Annotated in this window: 15 protein-coding genes; 7 read left to right on the plus strand and 8 right to left on the minus strand. The window is 64.6% G+C overall.

Features of this window, described 5'->3' with window-relative positions; genetic code table 11:
- Positions 1-122 precede the first annotated feature (122 nt).
- Both DIE06_RS16955 and DIE06_RS16960 read left to right on the plus strand, forming a co-directional pair.
- A complete protein-coding gene (locus DIE06_RS16955) occupies positions 123-974 on the plus strand; it encodes a DUF3304 domain-containing protein (RefSeq protein ID WP_124662393.1) in 852 nt (283 codons plus the stop codon).
- Positions 967-3,261 carry a DUF2235 domain-containing protein gene (locus DIE06_RS16960; protein WP_124662394.1) on the plus strand — a complete coding sequence of 765 codons (2,295 nt, stop codon included), beginning with the start codon at positions 967-969 and terminating at the stop codon, positions 3,259-3,261. Before DIE06_RS16955 ends, DIE06_RS16960 begins: the two co-directional genes overlap by 8 nt.
- Positions 3,262-3,290: 29 nt before the next feature.
- On the opposite strand, the gene DIE06_RS16965 is transcribed toward DIE06_RS16960, so the two are convergent.
- From DIE06_RS16965 to DIE06_RS16990, 6 genes are all read right to left on the minus strand, one after another.
- Complete coding sequence (locus tag DIE06_RS16965) at positions 3,291-4,217, minus strand: DUF3304 domain-containing protein (protein ID WP_124662395.1); 927 nt, start codon at positions 4,215-4,217, stop codon at positions 3,291-3,293.
- A gap of 44 nt (positions 4,218-4,261) precedes the next feature.
- The gene (locus DIE06_RS16970; RefSeq protein ID WP_260433633.1) at positions 4,262-4,837 is read right to left on the minus strand and encodes a DUF3592 domain-containing protein; all 576 of its coding nucleotides are present in this window, start codon (positions 4,835-4,837) and stop codon (positions 4,262-4,264) included.
- A gap of 37 nt (positions 4,838-4,874) precedes the next feature.
- The gene (locus tag DIE06_RS16975; protein ID WP_124662397.1) at positions 4,875-5,825 is read right to left on the minus strand and encodes an OmpA family protein; all 951 of its coding nucleotides are present in this window, start codon (positions 5,823-5,825) and stop codon (positions 4,875-4,877) included.
- A gap of 4 nt (positions 5,826-5,829) precedes the next feature.
- Complete coding sequence (tagF, locus tag DIE06_RS16980) at positions 5,830-6,819, minus strand: type VI secretion system-associated protein TagF (protein ID WP_057924723.1); 990 nt, start codon at positions 6,817-6,819, stop codon at positions 5,830-5,832.
- On the minus strand, positions 6,816-10,745 hold the full coding sequence (gene tssM / locus DIE06_RS16985) for a type VI secretion system membrane subunit TssM (RefSeq protein WP_124662398.1): 3,930 nt from the start codon (positions 10,743-10,745) through the stop codon (positions 6,816-6,818). Before tssM ends, tagF begins: the two co-directional genes overlap by 4 nt.
- 301 nt (positions 10,746-11,046) lie before the next feature.
- The gene (locus tag DIE06_RS16990) at positions 11,047-11,892 is read right to left on the minus strand and encodes a M15 family metallopeptidase (RefSeq protein WP_124662399.1); all 846 of its coding nucleotides are present in this window, start codon (positions 11,890-11,892) and stop codon (positions 11,047-11,049) included.
- A gap of 121 nt (positions 11,893-12,013) precedes the next feature.
- Here DIE06_RS16990 and DIE06_RS16995 point away from each other — a divergent pair, with 121 nt between their 5' ends.
- Together DIE06_RS16995 and DIE06_RS17000 are read left to right on the plus strand one after the other, a co-directional pair.
- Positions 12,014-12,976, plus strand: coding sequence for a phage tail protein (locus DIE06_RS16995; protein WP_124662400.1), 963 nt, complete (start codon positions 12,014-12,016; stop codon positions 12,974-12,976).
- 208 nt (positions 12,977-13,184) lie between these two features.
- Complete coding sequence (locus tag DIE06_RS17000; RefSeq protein ID WP_124662449.1) at positions 13,185-14,213, plus strand: transporter; 1,029 nt, start codon at positions 13,185-13,187, stop codon at positions 14,211-14,213.
- 129 nt (positions 14,214-14,342) lie between these two features.
- Here the strand turns inward: DIE06_RS17000 and DIE06_RS17005 are convergent, their stop codons facing one another.
- Positions 14,343-16,526, minus strand: a complete 2,184-nt coding sequence (locus DIE06_RS17005) for a M1 family metallopeptidase (RefSeq protein WP_124662401.1) — start codon at positions 16,524-16,526, stop codon at positions 14,343-14,345.
- A 644-nt stretch (positions 16,527-17,170) separates the two neighbouring features.
- Between DIE06_RS17005 and DIE06_RS17015 the strand changes: the two genes are divergently transcribed.
- The 3 genes from DIE06_RS17015 to DIE06_RS17025 all read left to right on the plus strand — a co-directional run bounded on the left by DIE06_RS17015 (position 17,171) and on the right by DIE06_RS17025 (position 19,916).
- On the plus strand, positions 17,171-17,665 hold the full coding sequence (locus tag DIE06_RS17015) for an LEA type 2 family protein (RefSeq protein WP_124662403.1): 495 nt from the start codon (positions 17,171-17,173) through the stop codon (positions 17,663-17,665).
- 137 nt (positions 17,666-17,802) lie between these two features.
- A complete protein-coding gene (locus DIE06_RS17020) occupies positions 17,803-18,936 on the plus strand; it encodes a class I SAM-dependent methyltransferase (RefSeq protein WP_124662404.1) in 1,134 nt (377 codons plus the stop codon).
- Between the two features lie 89 nt (positions 18,937-19,025).
- Positions 19,026-19,916 (plus strand): SAM-dependent methyltransferase, encoded by an 891-nt coding sequence (locus DIE06_RS17025; protein ID WP_124662405.1) that lies wholly within the window; start codon positions 19,026-19,028, stop codon positions 19,914-19,916.
- 55 nt (positions 19,917-19,971) lie between these two features.
- Here the strand turns inward: DIE06_RS17025 and DIE06_RS17030 are convergent, their stop codons facing one another.
- Positions 19,972-20,544, minus strand: coding sequence for a DUF1415 domain-containing protein (locus DIE06_RS17030; RefSeq protein WP_124662406.1), 573 nt, complete (start codon positions 20,542-20,544; stop codon positions 19,972-19,974).
- Positions 20,545-20,551 lie beyond the last annotated feature (7 nt).

The raw sequence follows: 20,551 nt of genomic DNA on the forward strand, positions 1-20,551 counted from the left end.
CATCGGCATCGCACGCCAGACGCCATTCGAGCCGTGTGCAAAGGTGATCGATAACAGTTGCAAAACAGGCGCTTGCTCGCCACGGCGCGGCGTGCGAGGGGCCACTCAGAAGGGAAACATCGATGCATAGAGGAACGAAACCGGCGCGCATGACGGGCCGTGTTCTGGCGACTTGCCTGCTGTTCGCAGCCGTGACGGCTTGCGGCAAATCCGAGCCAACCTATAGTGGGATTTCGGTCATGGGCAGGAACTATCTGCCGTACAACATGAACGGCTTCACCATCACCGATTCTTATGGAAACAAGGCAAGCGGTGGCGGGGACGATCCGCCCGGCGCAGGTGGCGGCAGCGTAGCGTGTTGCTACAAGCTCAAGGGCACCGAATTTACGGTCAAGTGGAAGTACTACGACGCAGATCGATGGACGATTGACGACTCGCATACGCAGCAAGTCGAGACTAAGGTGGTGATGCCGCCGTCGGCCGTACCCGAGAAAGTCGGCAGCCGTATTCTTGAAGTTCATTTCTATCCGGATCGTCACGTCGAGTTTCAGTTCCCCGGCCAACTTTTGGACGAATCGCGTATTCCGGTCGTGGATGTTTCCCGATGGATGGCGACGCACTATCAGGAGCAACTGGACAAGAAATTCGACGATACGGATGGACAGTCGCATCGGCGCATTGCGAGTGCCGTAGCTGCCGCGTGGCTGAAGTACCAACTGACCGACCGAAATGACCTCAAGCAGTATGCGTATTTCAGTTTGCTCGTGAACAGTCGATTCGATGCGCATCCGGAGGTGCAGCGGATCTTGCGGGCAGCGGCTGGAAAGCCCGGTTGGTTTGCCAAGTCGATGCAAGCGCTGCCAAAGAACGTGTTGTCCGAACTGGCAAGCGGCAAGTTCAAACCGGTGAACGTACCGACAATTCCCGACGGACTGGTGCCGCCGCCACGCGCAGAGGAGAAGCAGCATGGCTGAGAGAATCAAGCTCGACCAGGACGACGCGACGCCGATGTCCACGTATATGCAGCTTGTCTGCCAGGACGCGAGCATGTATCCGAAAGGGGATTGTCTGCCATGCGGCGCGACGATTCGCATGGGATTTTTCTTCGATGCGTTTGGCAGAAATCGCGATATCGACGACAAGTCGAGCTCTCAATATTCGAACATCTGCCGTTTGTGGGAGGCGCATCGGGACAATGACGACAGGCATCGGCCGATCAATCAGTTCTGGTTCCGGTTCTATTATTCGGGACTGGGCACGCCGCTAAACGAGTCAGCCAAGGCCAATGAATGGATCAATGCGGGCGTAGCTGCAGTCAAGATGGGGGGCAAGAAGGCGATGAGCGGAGCGCAGTCGGTCGCCAAGTCGTTCACGCGCGTCGATACGCCAATCAAACAGGCCAGCGTGAAAAAACGTGTCGACGACGTAAAAAGGCAGTTCATCGAGAATTTTCTCGAGGGGGATTTTTCGCTTCGACCAATCGATAAGGCATTTCAGGATCTTCGGAAGGATATCGAGCACATTCCAGCTCAGGCACGGCGTGTCATGAATGTGGTGAATGCGTCATCGGAGCGATATTGGGAACGCACCAAGGCTACCGGAACGCTGCTGTGGCGCAACGCGAAGAACGATTTCAAGAACAACGTCAAAGGCGCCCCGATGAAGGCTGGCTGGGCCGTCGCGCGCAGTCTGTTTGTCGGCATAGCGATGGAGAACGTGCCGATCGTGCGTGACAATTCCGTCATGGCGAAGGCTTTCGGCACGGGTGTCGATACGCGACTGATTGCAGCGAAAGACCAGTTCGAGGATGCGTACCACGCCGTCAAGAAGCAGATGCCGAAAGTTCGGGCCATCGAGGTATCGGTGTTCGGCGCCGACCGGGGATGCGTACTCGCGCGAGCCTTCATCAACGATCTGGCGGAAAAATACAAGCGCAGGGACGACATGGATCTCGCCATTGACGGCGTATCGATTCAGATCAAGTTTGTCGGACTGCTCGATGCCGTTTCATCGGCCATGTCCGAAGAGGCTGGCGAGCTGATCGGCATGGTGCCGTATCTGGGAATGATCAGGACCAGCTACAAGGACCGGGCCCTCGGCATACCGGCCAGTGTGCAGCGCTGTGTTCATTTTGCCGCGGCACACGAGATGCGCTTTTATCAGCGTCTCGACAGTCTCGAGAAGACCCGTGGCGAGCAATTCCTTTATCCGGGTACGAGTTGCGATGTCGTAGGCGGTGCGCCCAAGGGTTCACTGGGTTTCAATGCCGAGTTGATGCGGATTCCTCTGCGTGACATGCTGCTGGAGGCATTGAAGGCAGGTGCCGTCATGGATACGATGGAGGATCTGCGAGACAAGAAGCCGGACACTTTCCGGAAATTCACGATTGCATCGCCGATCAACGCGGACGGCAAGCAATACCGCATCAAGCAACTCGTCGACGCCTACTACACCCTCGTCCCCCGCAAACCCGGCGCCGACTTCATGGAGCATTCGAAAGTCTTCATGCGCTGGATTTCGGCCCGCTACATGGATCCCGAATTCCGTCGCACGATTGCGGACCCCGTCGCCGACTGGAAGCGCAACATGAGCGACGCCGACCTGCAGCGCAAGACCGCGAAGTCGCAACTGGACTGGGAACTGCAGCGACAAGGCATCAACATGAGCATGCTGGCCAGCCGCAGCCCGGACGATCAGGCGAAGCTTCGGGGAATGAAGGCGGCGAGCGACGCGGCGCAAAAGCGCTATGAGAAGTTGATCGCGGAGGCGCCGAAGGACTATTCAACGGTGTGGGAGCGTCTCGAAAAGGAAGCGGCAAAGAAGCTGCGCGGTGCGTCGTATCAGGAGGGCCTGAAGCAATCCGCCGAGCGCATCCGCAACATGCCGGATTCGTGGGATTCCAATAACAAGGCCAGCGCGGATGCGGTCGAGGCGGCTATGCTGCCTGAAGCTGAAATGGAGCTCGTGTCAGCCTGGAAGGAAGGCATCGAGGGCAAGCATCCGCTTCCGCCCGATGTCATGGCGCTATTCGACATGCTCGTCCACGATACCTTGTTGACGAGCTGGCAGGACCACGTGCTGGCACCATCGCTATACTTCCGGACACGCGACAAGGATACGTTCGGGGCCAGCGATCTCGCAAAGGAAGCGAAGCAGCGGAAGAAGGATGATCTCGTCGCGGCGCGTATCGAACAGGCAGCGAAACAGAGTCAGGAATGGGCGCGGGGATACAAGGGCGGCGCAACGCCCACAAATCATTGAAACGGTGATGCTGGACGCTCGCACGTGCGTCAGTCGGTGGCGGAGACGGTCCGGCCGCGTCCATTTTCCTTGCGTGGTGATGGCAATAGCCCTGTCGAAATGGACGGCACCGAAACCGCTTGGAATCGGTCGTTCCCGAGCTCCTTCGTCACAGCCGGGGGCAGGGTTGCGACCGCCTGCGCGAATACTCCAGGCGTCCCCTTGCTCGACTGGATCAGTTTCTGCACTGCGGGATGCGTGTCGAACCGCGGATTCACCAGCAGCGCGCAGTATGCGTATTGCTCGAGATCACTGCGATTGGTAAAGCGGTACTTCAGCCACGCTTGCGCGACAACGCTTGAAATGCGACGGTGCAACTGAGCGTCATTGTCCTCGTACCTCTTCTCCAGCCGACTTGCGTACCGTTTCGTCAGGTCGCGTGACACGTCCACGATCGGCAACCGCGTACTTCCTAATATCTGGCCCGGAAAGGACAGCTCGACATGGCGGTCCGGATAGAAATGCACTTCGAGAATGCGCGAACCGACCGAGTCGGGCACCGTGGCAGGGGGCAACGACACGCTCGCTTCGCCCTGTAGTTTCTTCACCTGCTCGCCCGGTAGCCAATCGTCGGCGTCGTAATAAGTCCACTGGATCTTGAATTCGGTACCTTTAAGCAGGTAACAGCAGGCGATGCTGCCTTCGCCGGCACCGGGTTCCAGATCGCCACCACCGCGTGCCTTGTTGCCGAACTGATCAGTGATCGTGAATCGAATCAGGTTATACGGCAGGTAATTCAGTGCCTCCGTCGAGACGCTAGTATAGGTAGGCTCGGACTTGCTGCACGCGGCCATCGACGCGAACATCATGCTTGCCGCAGCGACTCGCAGTGCGGCCGACAATCGTTCGGCTGTGTTTCGATAACGGGGAACGGCTGGACCGCATGTTGGGGCGGCCAGCTGTATCGAATCAGGCATAGGGCCTCTTTCGGTGTGGCACTGTGCTAACCAGCGCATCTGCATCACGAACTGCTCACGCGATTCCGCGTTCTTCGTGCCTTGCACTTCGCCACGGTTTTTTTGCGATCCTCGATCCACGGCAGCATCGAAATGCTTCCCGCGCACAGCATCAATCCCCCAATCAGGGCAAACAGACCGAACCCGATTTCACGCACCCATGCTCCGCCCACAACCGCTTCGTTGCGCCGGGCAATGCCTGGAAACATCGGCGAAACGCGCAGGCCATCGTCTGCGGCCGCACTGCAATAAGTCTTCGTGAACGCGGCGAACTGTTCGCGGTTGATGTTCGATACGGCCGAACGCGAATACACCGGCGACCCGGCAGGCTGCCACGTCGTCTCGTACTGCCGCGTCAGTCCCGCTCGATAGCGGAACACGGCACGCGCCTCCCATGTCGCATCGGATTTGCCGTGTCGCAGAGACAACTCACATTGCTCGACAACGGCGGGGACGTGAGGCCACGCACGAGCGCGAACGAGGATGGCGGAATTGATCGTGCCAACTATACCCATCAGCACGAAGACCGCGCCAACGAACAGAAGAATTGCCGACCACAAGCAGCGCAGTGCGAATTTCACTGGAATGGCTGGATTCAGTAGCCGCCCTAATCTCCGCTTACTGCCCCACCCGGAACTCGATCCGTCGATTCCTCGCCCGCCCATCCGCCGTATCGTTCGGCGCGATCGGCTGATCCGGCCCGACACCCGTCGTCGTCATCTGCTGCGGCGGGATGCTCTTCGTGATCAGATACCCCTTCACCGCATCGGCACGCGCCTGGCTCAGCGCGATGTTCGACGTCCGGTTCCCCGAGTTGTCGGTATGCCCGATGATGTCGACCGTGCGGTTCTGCATCTTCGACAGCGCGGCCGCCATCTGGTCGAGAATCTGCTTGCCTTGCGGCGTCAGCGTCGCGCTGCCCGTCTCGAACTCGATCGTGCGATTGGCGAGCGTCTGGTCGAGCACACCCTGCTCGGACGCCGACACGCGCAGCCCGTTCTTGATCGTGTACGTCGGGTTCAGCGTATTCGCCATGTCGCTCGCGAGCTGCTGGCGCTGCGCCTCGTTGTGCACTTCGCCCTTCATCTCGATCTGCGTGCCGTTGATCTTCAGCTGGCCCTTGCTGATCTGCTTGAGCTGCGTACCGAGCAGCTTCTGCACGTTCGCGCTCCAGTTCGGCGGCGTCGCGACGTCGCCCACCTCGATCTGGTCGACCACGTTCGCCGTGCCGTAGGTGTCGCGCAGCTTCTGCAGCACGGCTGCCTTGGTCGCCTCGTCGGGCACCTTGCCGCCGACCACCACCTGGCCGGGCGTCGCGTTCGCGGGCGGCGGCGCGATCGTGCCGGCCGTGCCGTGCACCACCGTGCCGGACGCCGTGGCCGGCGCGGTGCCGGGGTTGGTGTTCGCGGGCAGGGCGGCGGTCGCGACCGTGCCGTTGCCGACCGGCGTGACGGTCGCACCGCCCGTGTTCTGCGCGTAGGCCGCGCCGCTGGCGATGAGGCCGGCGGCAACGAGGCCGGCAACGAAGGGCGACAAGCGCGTGCGCTGGACGTGAATCGTGCGTTGCATCCCGTCAGCCTCCGATGAACGCTTCGCGGAAGGCATCGATGGCGACGCGCAGCGAGAGTTGCGGTTGGTCGAGGTAGCTGACGAGCTTGCTGATCTGGTGATCGTTTTGCGCATGGGCGTCGATCCACTCGGGATCGTCGATGTCGATGTTGTGGGCGGCGTAGGTCTGCGGATCGACGACGCTCAGCAGCGTCTTCGACGACGCACCGTTGAAGCCGATGATCAGCCGTTCGCGCTCGGCGATCGTGCCGATGAAGATCGCGAGCTCGAAGTCGGCCTGCGCGACGAACGGTGCGATCAGTTCGAGCCAGAACGCGGCGACGAGGCTGCGATAGAACGGATCGACCGGCAGCGGTAGCGTCAGGCCGCGCTCGATGTGCGACGAGCCGCTCTGCATCACGGGCCGCAACAGCGAGCCGAGCGCGAGCATCGCTCCGCGCAGCCGGACCGGATGGCCGCTTTCGAGCAGCATCTGCTGCAGGCCGTACAGCGACTGGTGTTCGATGAAGTCGTTGAAGGTGCCGTCATGCGACGTGCCGGGGCCGCCGACGTCGATCGGCACCTGCGTGTCGCCGAGCGCCTGCAGTGCACCGGGCGGCTCCTCCTTCGCGAGCAGCGGCGGCATCTGCGCGGCGACGCGCGACCACAGCCGGGCGAACGCGAGCGGGCTGCGCGCGAGGAACGCGAGCGGCCGGTCGACCTCGAGCGCGGTCGCGCCGAGGAACGGGAAGCGGCGCATCGACACGTCGTGGCTCGCGACCATATGGCCCGCGATCGCGAGCTTGCTGCGCGAACCGAGGAACGCGAAATGCATCGGCTTCGCATCCTCGTAGACGATCTTCCAGCGCGGATCTTCCGCGAGCAGTTCGAGCGCCTGCGCGATCCAGCGATCGAGCGTCTGCAGCAACTGCGGATTGTGCGGGCTCTTCACGAAGTCGCCGCGCGACGGAATCTTGCCGAAGTAGGCGATCTGCGCCTGAACGGTTTGCGTCATTGCGCCCCCTGTGCGTTCGTTGCGGTGGCGGCCGCGACGGCCGGTGCCGCGGCCGGCGCGCCCGTGCCGGCCGGCGTCGCGTTCTGCGCGGCACCCGCGCTCGCGTCGGCGACCGACGACGGCAGCTGCAGGCCGCGCAGGCTCTGCTGCTGCGGCTGGTCGCCGCCGCCGCTCGTCGGCTGCGACGTGCTGATGATGCGCATCGTCACCGACACGTTCACGCTGCCCTGGACCCACGTGAGGTCGAAGGTGCCGTCCGGACGGCGCTTGCGCTGCGCCGAGTTGATCAGCTTCTCGAGACCGTAGCGGCCCGGCTCGTTGACGAGCTGCACCGTGCGGCCGTCGAAGGTCGTCGCGGACAGCGTCGCGCCCGGCGAACCCTGCGGGTTCGGCCACACGAAGTTGGTCCACTGCGGCGGCGTGTTGCGGTAGCGCAGCTGCTGGCCGTCGATCGCGATCGTGTATTCCGTCGTGCCCGTGCTCGGCTGCGGCAGGATCTGGAACACGGTCTGCGGTTCGGCCGCCGCGGCCGCGCCGCCTGCCGCACCGCCGGCGAGCGGGGCGACCCAGCGCGCGAAGCCGTTCGTGAAGTCCGGCGTGAGGCCGATGCCCATGTCGCCCCACGTACGGGCCGCGAGCGTGTCGCCGCGACGCACCGCGAGCGGGCCCAGCGTCGTGCCGACGAACTTCGCGATCGCGCCGTCCGGACCGAACACCTGCGCGATTTCACCGGCGCCGGCCTCGACCTTCGCGTTCGCCGCGAACGGGTACTTGGTCGCGAGCGAGCTCTGGAACGGCTGGTAGACCTGCGCGTTCCATACCTTGTTGACTTCGGCGCTGGCCGGCTGGATCACCACCGAGAATGCCTGCATCAGCGGCCGCACCAGCAGCGGACGCAGCGACTTGCGTTGCGAATCGGTGAGGCCGGTCAGCATCTGCTCGTCGACGAACTTCAGCGAATCGGCGAGTTCCGAGCCGTTGCCGTCGAGCGTCTGCTGCATCAGCTGGCGCGCGCCGGGGCCGGGGTCGCCCTGGTTCTTGATCACGTTGAAGCGCGTACGGACCTTCGACAGCGAGTCCATGTAGCCCTTGAGCATCGACGTGCCGTCGTGCGTCGCGACGATCCGCGCGAGCCCGATGAACTCCTGGCCGATCGGACCCATCGGCACCTCGGCCGGATTGCCGTTGATGTCGATGTTCGCGGCCGCCACCTGGCCTGCCTGCGAGCGCGTGAACAGTTGCTTGACCCAGTTCACGACGCCGGTCTGCGCCTTCTTGATCGCCACGTTCGCCAGCGACGGGTTGTCCCACGACGTCTGGTCGTACGCGGTCTCGAGGATCTTGCGGATCGGCGAATCCTGCGGGTCGCCGAGGCGGTTCATCCCGTCGACGGCCTGGCCGAAGCTGCTGAAGCCCTGCACCGCGATGCCCTGCATGAACTTCTGCCAGTGCTGCGCGTACTCGGTCTTGTACATCCCGACCAGCGTTTTCTGGATCTGCTCTGGGCTGCCCTCCAGCGTCAGGTCGTCCTGCGTCGACGTGTTCAGCACCCAGTCCTTCGCCTGCAGTTCCTTGGTCGCCGCGTCGCGGATCGCCGGCTGCACGTAGTCGAACCACGCTTCGCGCGTGAACGTGCCCGGAATCGCGTAGCTGCCGGCGACCAGCCCCTGGTTGCCGTCGCCGACGATGCGCGCGATGGTCATCGGCGCAAAGCGGGTCGACGCGCGCGCCTTGATTTCCTCATAGACGCGCTGACGGGCCGGCATGCCGCGCACGACGCGGCGCAGGTTCTCGCGGGTCTGGTCGACGAGCGCGAGGTTCGCGTCGATCATCGGCCAGTCGTTGTCGTTCACGCGGGCGAGATAGAACGAGATCATGCGCTCGGCGCTCTTGATCATCTCGTCGCGCGGCATGTTGCCGCGATTCGTCTCGAGCCAGCCGCGCCAGAAGCGGGCGAGCTGGTCGGTCAGGTGCGCCTGTTCGACGTGACGCTTGTCGGACAGCATGAGGTAGGTCTTCAGCGCGTTGTACGCGTCCTGCACGTTGGTCGGCGACGCGTCGCTGTACAGCCCGCCCTGCGGTGCCGCCGGTTGCGGCGGCGCGGCGGAAGCGCCTTGCGCGGCGCCGGCCAGCGGTGCGGCGCCCGGCGGGTTCGTCGAGACCGGCAGCGCGCCGCCCTGCACGGCACCCGACTCGGGCGGGCGCGTCATCGGCACGAGCTGTTCGGGGTGCGCATTCACGTCCTTCATGAACGACGCGAGGTTCTGCGAGACCGGCGCCAGCAGGATCTGGCGCACGCCGTTGTAGTACTCGGTCAGCAGGTGCTGCTCGAGACGGTCGCCCTGGTACAGGCCGAGCGATACCGACACCGGCTTGTCGCGGCGGAACTGTTCGAGCTGTTCGATCCGGTCTTCCAGGATGTCCATCGCCTGCAGGCGCGACTGCAGGTCGTTGCGGCCCTGCTGCAGGCGCGTGACGTTGTCGAGGTCGGCCTGCACGTTCGCGACGAGCTGCTGGTTGCCGATCGTCGACCAGGTCCAGCCGCCGAGCGCGAGCGCGAGCGCCGCGACGAAGCCGAAGAAGGTCGCGTAGCGCAGCCGGGTCTTGGTCGGGCTCGCGAACTGGCGCACGGTCTGGCGGTCCGCGAAGATCACCTTCGAGAACAGGTCGCGCAGGAAGAAGCCGTTCTTCGAGAACGCGCTGTGCGGCTTCGGCAGCGCGCTCGCGTCGAGTCCGAAGCGGTGCGCGATGCGCTGCGCGGCGGCGCTGTTGGTTTCGCCTTCCTGCAGCGCGCTGGTGAAGTAGAAGCCGCGGAAGATCGGCTTGTACTGGAACGGGTTGTTCTCGAACAGCGTCGCGAGGAACGCGCGCAGCGACGGCTTGATCGTCGAGAATTCGAGCGGGAAGCTCAGCTGGCCCGGCGACAGCTGGTTGCCGCGCGACAGCGACAGCTGCGCGACGCTGATCTCCTTCAGCCCTTCGTAGAGTTCCTCGAAGTGCGTGTCGAACTGTGCGACGACGTCGCGCTTGTCGTCGGGCTCGTAGGGCAGGGTGGCGCCCCACACGCGGTCGTATTCGTGCTTGTCGCTGCTGCTGAAGAATTCGGTGAAGCCGGTGATCAGGTCGGCCTTCGTGAACATCACGTAGACCGGCGCGAACACCTCGAGCTTTTCGGTCAGCTCCTGAACGCGCTGACGGAGGTTTTTCGCGAGGTTGATCGCAAATTCGGGGCGGTTGCCGGTGAGTTCGGCGATGCTGGCGGTGACGATGATGCCGTTGATCGGCGCCTTCGGACGGTAGCGCTTCAGCAGGCCGAGAAAGCCGAGCCATTCGCTGCGGTCTTCCTCGTGCACCGAGTAGCGGCCGGCCGTGTCGAGCAGGATCCCTTCGGTCGTGAAGAACCAGTCGCAGTTACGCGTGCCGCCGATGCCATGGATCACGGCGCTGTTCTTGTCCGCGAACGGAAACTGCAGGCCGGAGTTCAACACGGCGCTGCTCTTGCCGGCTGCCGGATTGCCGATCACGATGTACCACGGCAGTTCGTACAGCGCGGAGCCGCCCGACACCTGGCCGATCTTCGACGTCTTGATCGTCTTCACCGCGTCGGACAGGCGCGTGCGCAGCACGTCGAGGTCGGCGGTCTTCGTGTCGGTCGCGAGCGCGGCCGCGGCCGGCGCGGCGATCTTGCCGGTTTCCGCCTGCTCCTCCAGCACCTGGCCGAGCTGCTGGTTCGCGCGCTTCACGCGCCAGCGGCGCCACAACGCGACGCCGAACCACAGTACGAGGATCGCCGCGAAGGCGATCGCCGCCCACAGGAGCGGCAGTTGCAGCATGTCGGCAACGATGAAGAGAATTGCCGCTAGCGCGACGATCCCGACAATCGAGAGCGTTCGCGGATGAGTCAGCACGTTGAGGATGCGTTGCATAGGACGTTCAGGTTCCGGTGCGATTCGGTGAGGCGACGCAGGCGCGCCGAGCGGCAAGCGTGGCGCCGCGATGTGTCGCCATGCTGTCAAACGGGACGAAGGGGGGTGGCATCAATGCGCCCGCGGCATCGGGGAAGGCGCGCGCAATAATGAAAGGACGCTGTGAGAATTAAAACGGGAGCGGCGGCCGGAAAAAATCGTGCACCGGAATGCCCGATCGATTGCGCCGCCCAAATCGTTTCCTGCCGGGTGATTAAAAAGCCCCATGCCGCCCTCATTATTTCTTGTTCGTCAGCCCTGACTAGCTGCCGCGTCCCAGTTTAAAACCGGGTTTATGGTATTCCACGTGCCCGAGATCCATCATTTTCCATCGGCCGCCCCAGGTCAGGCCGACCTGCTCTGCGACTTGTCCGTACAACTGGTAGCCGCGCATCGCCCAGGGATCTTTCTCGGAAATGACCAGCTTGCCGTCGCGCAGAAACGCGTTGTCGGCCGCCAGCCCGAACTGGTGATAACTCTGGAAGGCCGCCGCATTGGTCACGTTGGTGCCCATCTGCGCGAGCCGGTTCTGTCGTTCCGGACTCCGATAACCTTCCAGCAGCGCCATCTCGTAACCATATTGTTCGTGCATGATCTTGTAGACCAGCAGCAAACGCGTACGGAAATCGGGATCCAGCAGGTTCCAGTCGCGGCTCGCATCCTTCAGCGCCGGCCGCACCTGTTCGACTTCCTTCGTGGCAAAGACTTCCGGCGGCAACGGCGGCGGCGGCACGAGTTGTTCGCCCTGCAGCAGCGCGGCGATCTTCTCGTCGGGCACGCGCGCCGTGTCGTCGTACTGAAATAATTGCCGACCGCGTAACGCAATGGCCACCAATGGCGGCGTCGCAAGAATACCTGCCGACACCATAATCATCAAGCGTCGCCGAATCAGTAAATTTTGCACATCACTTAATGCGCCGCGCGTAACGGTTGCCGATTTAACAATTTGACTTCGCGTGCGGGCGGCGCGATCGTTCGCACGGCGCGTCAGGCGGCCGTGAAACTGGGCGACGGATTCGAAAACGGTCGCGCGGATACCCGGTAAAAGCAACAGTGCCGCAACCGCGACGGCAAGGGCGAAATAGGCGACGAGTGCGAAGGCAATCAATGAAATCCCCGGAAATTGGAATTGATTGTGTTTTGCAATGCTTGCTCTTAGAATCAGGCTGCTTTGAGAGGCCGGGCTATATTATCGCGGTGAATTAAACCAGGATTCAATGAGACGCTGAATGAGTGCGCCGGAAAATTCAAATTCGAAAACCCCGCCCAGCCTGCTGTCCGATACCAAACCGGCAGGCGAGGGCGGACCGCAGCAGTCGCGCATTCTCGCGAATCTGGAAGGACGTGTCACGCCGTCGGCCGAACCGCCGCGCCGTTCGCTGAAGGGGCCGATCGCGGCCGTCGTCGCGCTCGTGGTCGCCGTCGGCGGCTGGGGGGCATGGCGCTGGCAGCAGCAATCCGGCGAGCAGGCCGTCGTGGCAGCGGCGCCCGCGCAGGCGGTTGCCAAGGTCGAGCCGGCCAGCGGCGCCGCCGTGCAGGTCGCGCAGAATGCCGCGTCGGCTGCTCCCGCCGCGCAACCGGCGACGATCGTCAATGACGATGCAGCCTCCCAGACCGTTGCGTCCGCATCGGGCGCGTCGGGCGCGAACAACAGCCGCTTGTCGCGCGCGCTCGCGAACGGTGCCGACGATGCATCGGGCGCAGCCACGGCAGGTGCCGTCGCAGCGACGGCTGCCGCCGCAGCGGCGACGAAGACCGCGAACGCCGACACCGCGAAGGGCGACAAGGTCGCCGCGCGCAGCAAGGCCGATGCGAAGGCCGAAGCGAAGGCGGAGGCCCGCAAGCATCACAAGGAACAGCAGGCGGAACTCGCGCAGGCGAAGAAGCGTCGCGAAGCGACGACCCGTACCGCGAGCGCGAAGGCGTCCGGGAAGGACGACCCGGATGCGGATCTGCTCGCCGCGCTCGTCGCACGCACGAAGCCGGCCGACAAGAAGGCCGCCGCGCAGAAGGGGCAGGCCGTGCCGACCAAGACGGCTGCCGCCACGGGCGGTTCGCTCGCGTCGCGCGTGAAGGATTGCTCGGAGCGCGGCTTCTTCGAGGATCAGCTGTGCCGCTGGCGCGTCTGCGACGGCCACTGGGGCAAGGATCCGGCCTGCCCGACCGCCGCGCAGTCGGAGACGCGGCAGTAATCCGCAGCTTCGCGCCAACCCGCTCATCGCACATGCGCCGCCCATTGGGCGGCGCGTTGCTTTTGGGGGCGCCTGACACACGGACGGCCGCATGTGACAGTGTCATGCGTGCGTCACATGTGTCCGGCATACGTTTCCTTTCATTTCCCGGCGTGGTGCCGCGAGGCGCGATGCGCGGCGCGGCGCGCGCTGCACGACCTTCGACATGATGGACCTGATCGTACAGACTTACGGCGCCGATACGTCCGGCATGGTGTGCGGATTCCGCTTCGTCCCGGGCGGATCGGGCGCGATGCTCGACGCCGACGCAGCCGCCGCATGGCTGCGCACGTGCCGCGAGCGCGATGCGGCCGCATCGGACGATTTCGTCTGGCTGCACTTCAATCTCGCGCACGGCGCGAGCGAGCGCTGGATGCGCACGCACCTCGGATTGCCCGACAGCTTCTTCGAATTCCTTCACGAAGGATCGCGCTCGACACGCATCGAGCAGGAGGACGGCGCGCTGCGCGCGATCGTCAACGACGTGATGTTCAACCTCGAGTTGACGCCGTCGGAAATCGCGACGCTGTTCGTCCACGTCGAGCGGCGCATCATGGTCACCGCGCGGCTCAAGCCGCTGCGCTCGGTCGATACGCTGCGCGCCTGCGTGCGCGACGGCGAGCGGTTCCGGTCGCCGGCCGAACTGCTCGTGCACCTGCTGCGCGACCAGGCCGACCTGCTGATCCAGATCATGCGGCGCACGAGCGTCGACGTCGATCGCATCGAGGATCGCTTCCTGTCGCAACGGCTGACGTCGAATCGCGTCGAACTCGGCGCGATGCGCCGGACGCTGACGCGGCTGCAGCGCATGCTCGCGCCCGAGCCCGGCTCGATTTTCCGGCTGCTCGCGAAACCGCCCGCGTGGCTGCATGCCGAAGACGTGCAGGAGTTGCGCGAGTCGACCGAAGAGTTCTCGCTGGTGCTCGCCGATCTGTCGGGGCTCAACGAGCGGATCAAGTTGTTGCAGGAAGAGATCGGTTCGCGGCTCGACGAGCAGAACAACCGGACGCTGTTCACGCTGACGCTCGTGACCGTGATCGCGCTGCCGATCAACATCGTCGCGGGTTTCTTCGGGATGAACGTCGGCGGTGTGCCGTTCTCGGAGAACAAGCACGGCTTCTGGCTGATGGTGCTGCTGGTCGCGGGCTTTACCGCGCTCGCCGCCTGGTGGGCGTTTCGCCGGCGCAACGATCGCTAGCTTTGGCAGGTGCGGCACGAACGGTGCCGACAAAAAAACAGGCCTCGCATGCGAGGCCCGTGAAAGGACGTGAGGATCCGAACGCCGGCCGGCGCCGCGTGCTGCGCGACACCGGCCGGCCGGACCCCGTTACTGAGCCACGGTCTTGCGCGGCTTGAACATGCCCTGGTAGCGCAGCGACGGACGTTCCTTCACCGTCGGCGCGATGCCGCCGAAGCTCGGCGTCTGGCGCAGCTTCATCGCGGCCGGCGAAGCAACCGAGCCGATCGACGTCGAACGCGAAGCCGGCGCGAGGTTGTTCGCGACGAGCAGCGCGGCCTCGCTCTTCAGGTTCGCGAGCAGCACCGGATCGGTCGAGCTGTTGACCTGCGTGAGCAGGCCGCTCCACGCGGCGTCGCTGTAATTCACGACGTAATAGTCGAGACCGCTCGGATCCGCGACCACGCCCGTGCAGCCGTCGATCCGCGTCTGCGTCTGCGTATCCTTCAGCGCGAGCGTCGTGTGCTTCGCGAGACCCTGACCGTACGCGAGCGTGATCGGTACCGTCCACTGCAGTCCCGGATACGCGTTCTTGTTCGGGAACGGCTGCTGTTTCAGCGTGACGACCGTCTGGTTCTTCGTCATGTCGCACTGCGTGTCGAGCGAGATCAGCGGCACGCCCGTCTGGCGCACGTAGCTGTCGCCGATCGGGCCGACCGGCTGGCCGCTCGCTTTCGACAGCGCATCCCACAGGCGCTTCGGCGTCCCATTGCCGAACGAGTAGTCGACCAGGTATTGCTGCAGGCCCTGGCGCAATGTCTGCTCGCCGAGATAGTTCTCGAGCGTCTTCAGCACGTGGCCGCCCTTGTCGTACGTGAACGCGCTCGCGCTCAGCACGAAGTCGTTCGACGCCCAGTCATTGAAGTTCGGCGCGACCGGGAACGCGTTCGGGCCAATGTCGCGATTGATCACGCGATACTTGTTCTTCACCTGGTCGAGCCAGCTGAACTCGTCGGGGAAGAACTGGATCGTCGTCTTCGTCTCGAAGAAGGTCGCGAACGACTCGTTGAGCCAGACGTTGTCCCACCAGTCGGTCGTGACGAGATCGCCGAACCACTGATGCGCGACTTCGTGCGTCAGCACCTCGTTACCGTAGTGCGACATCGGCTGGCCCGGTTGCGGCAGGATGTCGTCGGCGAATTCGAGTATCGATCCCCAGTTCTCCATCCCGCCGAAGTTCAGGTCCTTCTGCTCCTTGAACGCGTCGTTCGCGGCGACCGTGTCGAACTTCGTCAGCGGCAGCGGGATGCCGGTGTAGCGGTAGTAGTAGTCGAGCGCCTGCTTGGTACGGTCCATCGCCGGCTTTGCCCAGTCGCTCATGCCCGGCGGCGTGAACACGCGCAGGTGCAGGCCGCCCTTGCCGCCCGGCAGCGGGCTCGAGAAGTCGTCCTCGTAGGTGTCGAACATGCCGCCGCCGAAGAACAGCAGGTACGACGGCATCGGCGGCGTCTTCTCGAATTGCACGAGCTTGTAGCCGCCACCCACGTTGGTCGACGGCTTCTCGGCCGCGTTCGACACGACGCGCCAGTTCTGCGGCACTTCGGCCGTCACTTCGTAGGTCGGCCGGAAGGCCGGTTCGTCCCAGCCCGGGAACCACTGGCGCGACAGGTTGGTTTCGCCCTGCGTGAGGATTGCGCCGCTCGTCGTGCCGTCGGTGCTCTTCAGGTCGACGCGGAACACGCCTTCCGCGGCCGAGCAGCCCGGATACGGATCGTTGCCGCAGCTGCCGCCCGTCTGCGTGGCCGGATCGTCGTACGACTTGAAGTTGATGATGCCCGACCACTCCATGTGCAGCGAATAGTTGCCCGGCGAGATCGTGCCGCTGACGGGGCGCAGCTGGTAGAAGTCGCCCTTGTCCTGCGGCGTCGCGATCAGCTGGATGTTGCCCGGCTGCAGCGTGATGCGGCCGTTCGTGAACTTGATCCGGTGGCCGGCGATCACGATGTTGTTGACCGGCTTCAGCACCTTGATCTCGACGTCGGCGCGCCCGTCGAACGCGTTCAGCGCATCGTTCGGACGGAACCACAGCCGGTAGTTGACCGGTACCACGGTGTCAGGCAGCTCGACAGGCGACACGCTCTTGTCGACGTTGGAAGCGGCCGGCTGAGGTGCGCTCGGCGGCGTGTTGGCGGCGGGCGACGAGCTCGAGTGCGGCGCGCCGGCGGAGCTGAGTGCGGAAGCCGAGCCGACGCCGCTGTCGTCGCCACCGCACCCGGCGAGCGCGAGTGCGGCAACCAGCGGCAGATAACGCATCTTGTGAATGTTGATCGACATGACTGAAACCTCGATTGTTGAAGGGATCGTTCAGTGCTGCGAAAACGCCGGCAAGAGGAATCCCTCGCCGTTAATCAACAGCGACGAGAAATGCCAATGACGGATTATTCGAAAAGACGGCCGGCCGACTACGTGAAGGTAATCATGGTTTACTGCCCCCTCTGTGTTTCCGGATGTCGGTTGACTTGCCGGTTCAAAATGGCCGGGCGCGTGTTGTACTGAATTGATTTCGCGCGCACGACACGGGGCCACCCGCCCTGCGCGGGCGTGCATTCCCTTTGAACCGACGACCCACGGGGCTGGCCATACCAGGCCGCAGGACGGAAGGACGGCGTGTCGCCGTTCCGTAAAATCGCCGTCATGCGGCTTGAAGGTTTGTCGGCCTGCTCGAAGGATGCGTAAATATACTTGATGGTTTTGGGTAAAGGAAACGAAAAAATTAGAAAGTGATTCGATTGAATTTTTCACGCGCCATTGAATGCCGGGAGGCATTAATTCGCTTTCCGTTTAGCTGCTTGTTTCCGTAGTTTTAATCTATTAACAATCTTGGCAGTGCGCGAAAACTACGAATCAGGGTGTGACGTGGCGCGCTCGGTACAATGCAGCGACGCCCCGTCGATCGATTGCCGCAAGGAGGCCATCCCATGCCACGAGCCCTGTTCCGTATCGCGCCGCTGCGCGCCATGCTGCTGCTGTTCGCTGCCGTCTTCGTGCTCGGCGGTTGCGCGGGCCTGACGCGCGAGCCCGTGAGCGTGACCGTCGCCGGGCTCGACCCGCTGGCCGGACAGGGCCTCGAGATGCGCTTCAGCCTGAAGCTGCGCGTGCAGAACCCGAATGACACGCCGATCGAATACGACGGCATTTCGGTCGCGCTCGACCTGAACGGCACGCCGTTTGCGAGCGGCGTCAGCGATCGCTCGGGCGTCGTGCCGCGCTTCGGCGAGGCCGTGATCGACGTGCCCGTTTCGGTATCGGCGTTCGCTGCCGCGCGGCAGGCGTGGAACCTGCCCGGCGCGGCGGCCAGCGGCGAGTTGCCGTACGCGCTGCGCGGCCGGCTCGCGGGCGGCGTGCTCGGCACCGTGCATTTCAGCGATGCGGGCACGTTGCGCATGCCGGCGACGCCGGGGTGGGGCGGGTAGACAGATGCGCCGGCCGCACGCGGCGAAAAGGAGCGGGAACCCGCGCTTTGCCGCGCGGGCAAAGCGCGGTATGGTGTGGTCCGCGCGGCGCACTCCCGTAGCGCTGCCTGTTTGAAGCCAACCGTAGCCGAGCTCGCGTGACCGATTTCCCCGTTTTCCACTGGACCGACGCCGACGGCGCCGACCATGCCGTGCGCTGGCGCTCCGAAGCCGGCGTGCAGCCGCCCAAGCGCGCCGTGCCCGCCGACGACCGCCTCACCGCCGACGCGGCGTATCGCCTCGCGTGCGAGGGCACCGCGCTCGTCTGGCAGGGCGACTTCCAGAATGCGCGCCAGCTCGTGCAGGCAATGGCACGCCGCGTCGAACGCAAGCCGAAGAAGGCGAAGGCCGCGGTGGGCGTCGACGCATTCAACCTGCACCGGCTCGCGCAATCGCAGCGCGCCCGCACGCTCGGCATGCTGCTGATTCCGCTCGACGCCGACTACACGATCCCGCTGCGCCGCGCGCCCGACGTGCGCGCCGCGTGCGAGGAAGCGTACGGCCCGGGCGGCGCGCCGTCGGTCGTGTCGCTGCGCGAACTGCTCGGCCTCGTCGGCGCGCACGAATGGCGCAAGAAGGGGGTGCCGATTCCGGCGCTTGGCGGTGCGCCGATCCATCCGCATTACGGCGTGTTCTCGCCGGTGCGCGGCGAATACGTCGAACTCGTCGCGCGCACGCCGCTGCCCGCGACGTCGCTCGCATTCGATATCGGCACGGGCACCGGCGTGCTCGCGGCCGTGCTCGCGTCGCGCGGCGTCGAGCGCATCGTCGCGACCGACCAGGATCCGCGTGCGCTCGCGTGCGCCCGCGAGAACGTCGCGCGGCTCGGTCATGCCGGGCACGTCGACGTCGTCGAGGCCGACCTGTTCCCGGCCGGCCGCGCGCCGCTCGTCGTCTGCAACCCGCCGTGGGTGCCGGCTCGCCCGAGCGCGCCGATCGAATACGCGGTCTACGATCCCGACAGCCGCATGCTGCGCGGATTCCTCGCCGGACTCGCCGACCACCTCGAACCGGGCGGCGAGGGCTGGCTGATCCTGTCCGATTTCGCCGAGCATCTCGGCCTGCGGCCGCGCGACACGCTGCTGCAATGGATCGATGAAGCTGGTCTCGTCGTGCTCGGCCGCGAAGACATCCGCCCCGCGCATCCGAAGTCGGCCGACGCGGACGATCCGCTGCACGCGGCACGCCGCGCCGAGGTCACGTCGCTCTGGCGGCTCGGCGCGCGGGCGTGATCGCGTATTTTCGGTAAACTGTCGCCATTCCTCACGAATTCCCGCCGCCGGGCCGTGGTCGACCGACCGTGGCCCGGCGCCGTTTCACGATGTCGAACAAGACCTACGAAATCCGTCCGGAGCAGTCCGTCGAACTGCTGAAGGAACTGCACATCCTGACCCGCGACGGCAAGCTGAACCAGGACAGCCGCCGCAAGCTGAAGCAGGTCTATCACCTGTTCCAGTTCATCGAGCCGCTGCTCGCGAGCGTGCAGGCCGACAAGGGCGGCGTGACGCTCGTCGATCACGGCGCCGGCAAGTCGTATCTCGGCTTCATCCTGTACGACCTGTTCTTCAAGCAGCAGCCGGGGCACGGCACGCCGGCGTTCGCGTCGCACGTATACGGAATCGAGACGCGCGAGGAGCTCGTCACGCGTTCCACCGAACTCGCCGCGCGGCTCGGGTTCGGCGGCATGTCGTTCCTGAACCTGTCGGTCGCCGATTCGATCACGTCGCCGAAGCTGCCCGAAACGGTCGATGTCGTCACCGCGCTGCATGCGTGCGACACGGCGACCGACGACGCGATCCGTTTCGCGCTCGCGAAGCGCGCGCAGCACATCGTGCTGGTGCCGTGCTGCCAGGCGGAAGTCGCGGGCGTGCTGCGCAAGAACAAGGGCAAGTCGCTCGCGAATGCGCTGACGGAAGTGTGGCGGCATCCGCTGCATACGCGCGAATTCGGCAGCCAGATCACCAACGTGCTGCGCTGCCTGCAGCTCGAGGCGCACGGCTACCAGGTGAGTGTGACCGAACTGGTCGGCTGGGAGCATTCGATGAAGAACGAGCTGATCATCGCGCAGTACAAGAACCTGCCGCGCCGGAAGCCCGGCGAGCGGCTGAACGAGATCCTCGGCATGTTCGGGCTCGCCGAACTGAACGAGCGCTTCTTCGCGCCGGCGTCCGCAGCGGCGGCCGACGAGGCCGTCGAGCCGGCCGCGGACTGAGGCGGCCCGACGCGCGGCCCGTCTGCCGCGCGCTAGCCGGCTGTCGCGCGACGCATCAGACGTCGTCGCCCGGTCGGCGCATCCACTCCCGCCAGCCGTCGTGGCCGAGGCGGCGCAGCGTTTCCTGGTTTTTCTCGTAGATGGCGGATGCGTCCGGGAACGCGTCGACCGCGCGCGCGATGCTGTCCTCGCGCAGCAGGTGCAGGATCGGATACGGCGCGCGGTTCGTGTAGTTCTCGATGTCGTCGGCTTCGCTGCCTTCGAACCGGTACTCGGGATGGAAGCTCGCGATCTGCAGCACGCCGTCGAGCCGCAATTGCCGCACGAGCCGGTCGGCGAAGAACAGCGCGTCGTTGTAGTCGACGAAATCCGCGAACGCGCGCGGATAGATCACGAGTGTCGTGTCGACCTGCTGCGGATCCGCCGCTTCGAGCGCGCGCAACTCGGTTTCGAGGTCGGCGAGCGCGTCCTCGAGCGTCGTCGCTTCGCTGATCGCATAGCGGACCTGTTCCTTCACGTAGACGCTCTTCGCGAACGGGCACAGATTGAGCCCGATCACCGCGCGCGCGAGCCAGTGCCGCGTGGCGGCGAGAATGTCGTCGTGCGTGTCGGGGCGGATATCGGTCATGGCGAAG

Source organism: Burkholderia sp. Bp8998 (genome assembly GCF_003854235.1).
Lineage (GTDB): Bacteria > Pseudomonadota > Gammaproteobacteria > Burkholderiales > Burkholderiaceae > Burkholderia.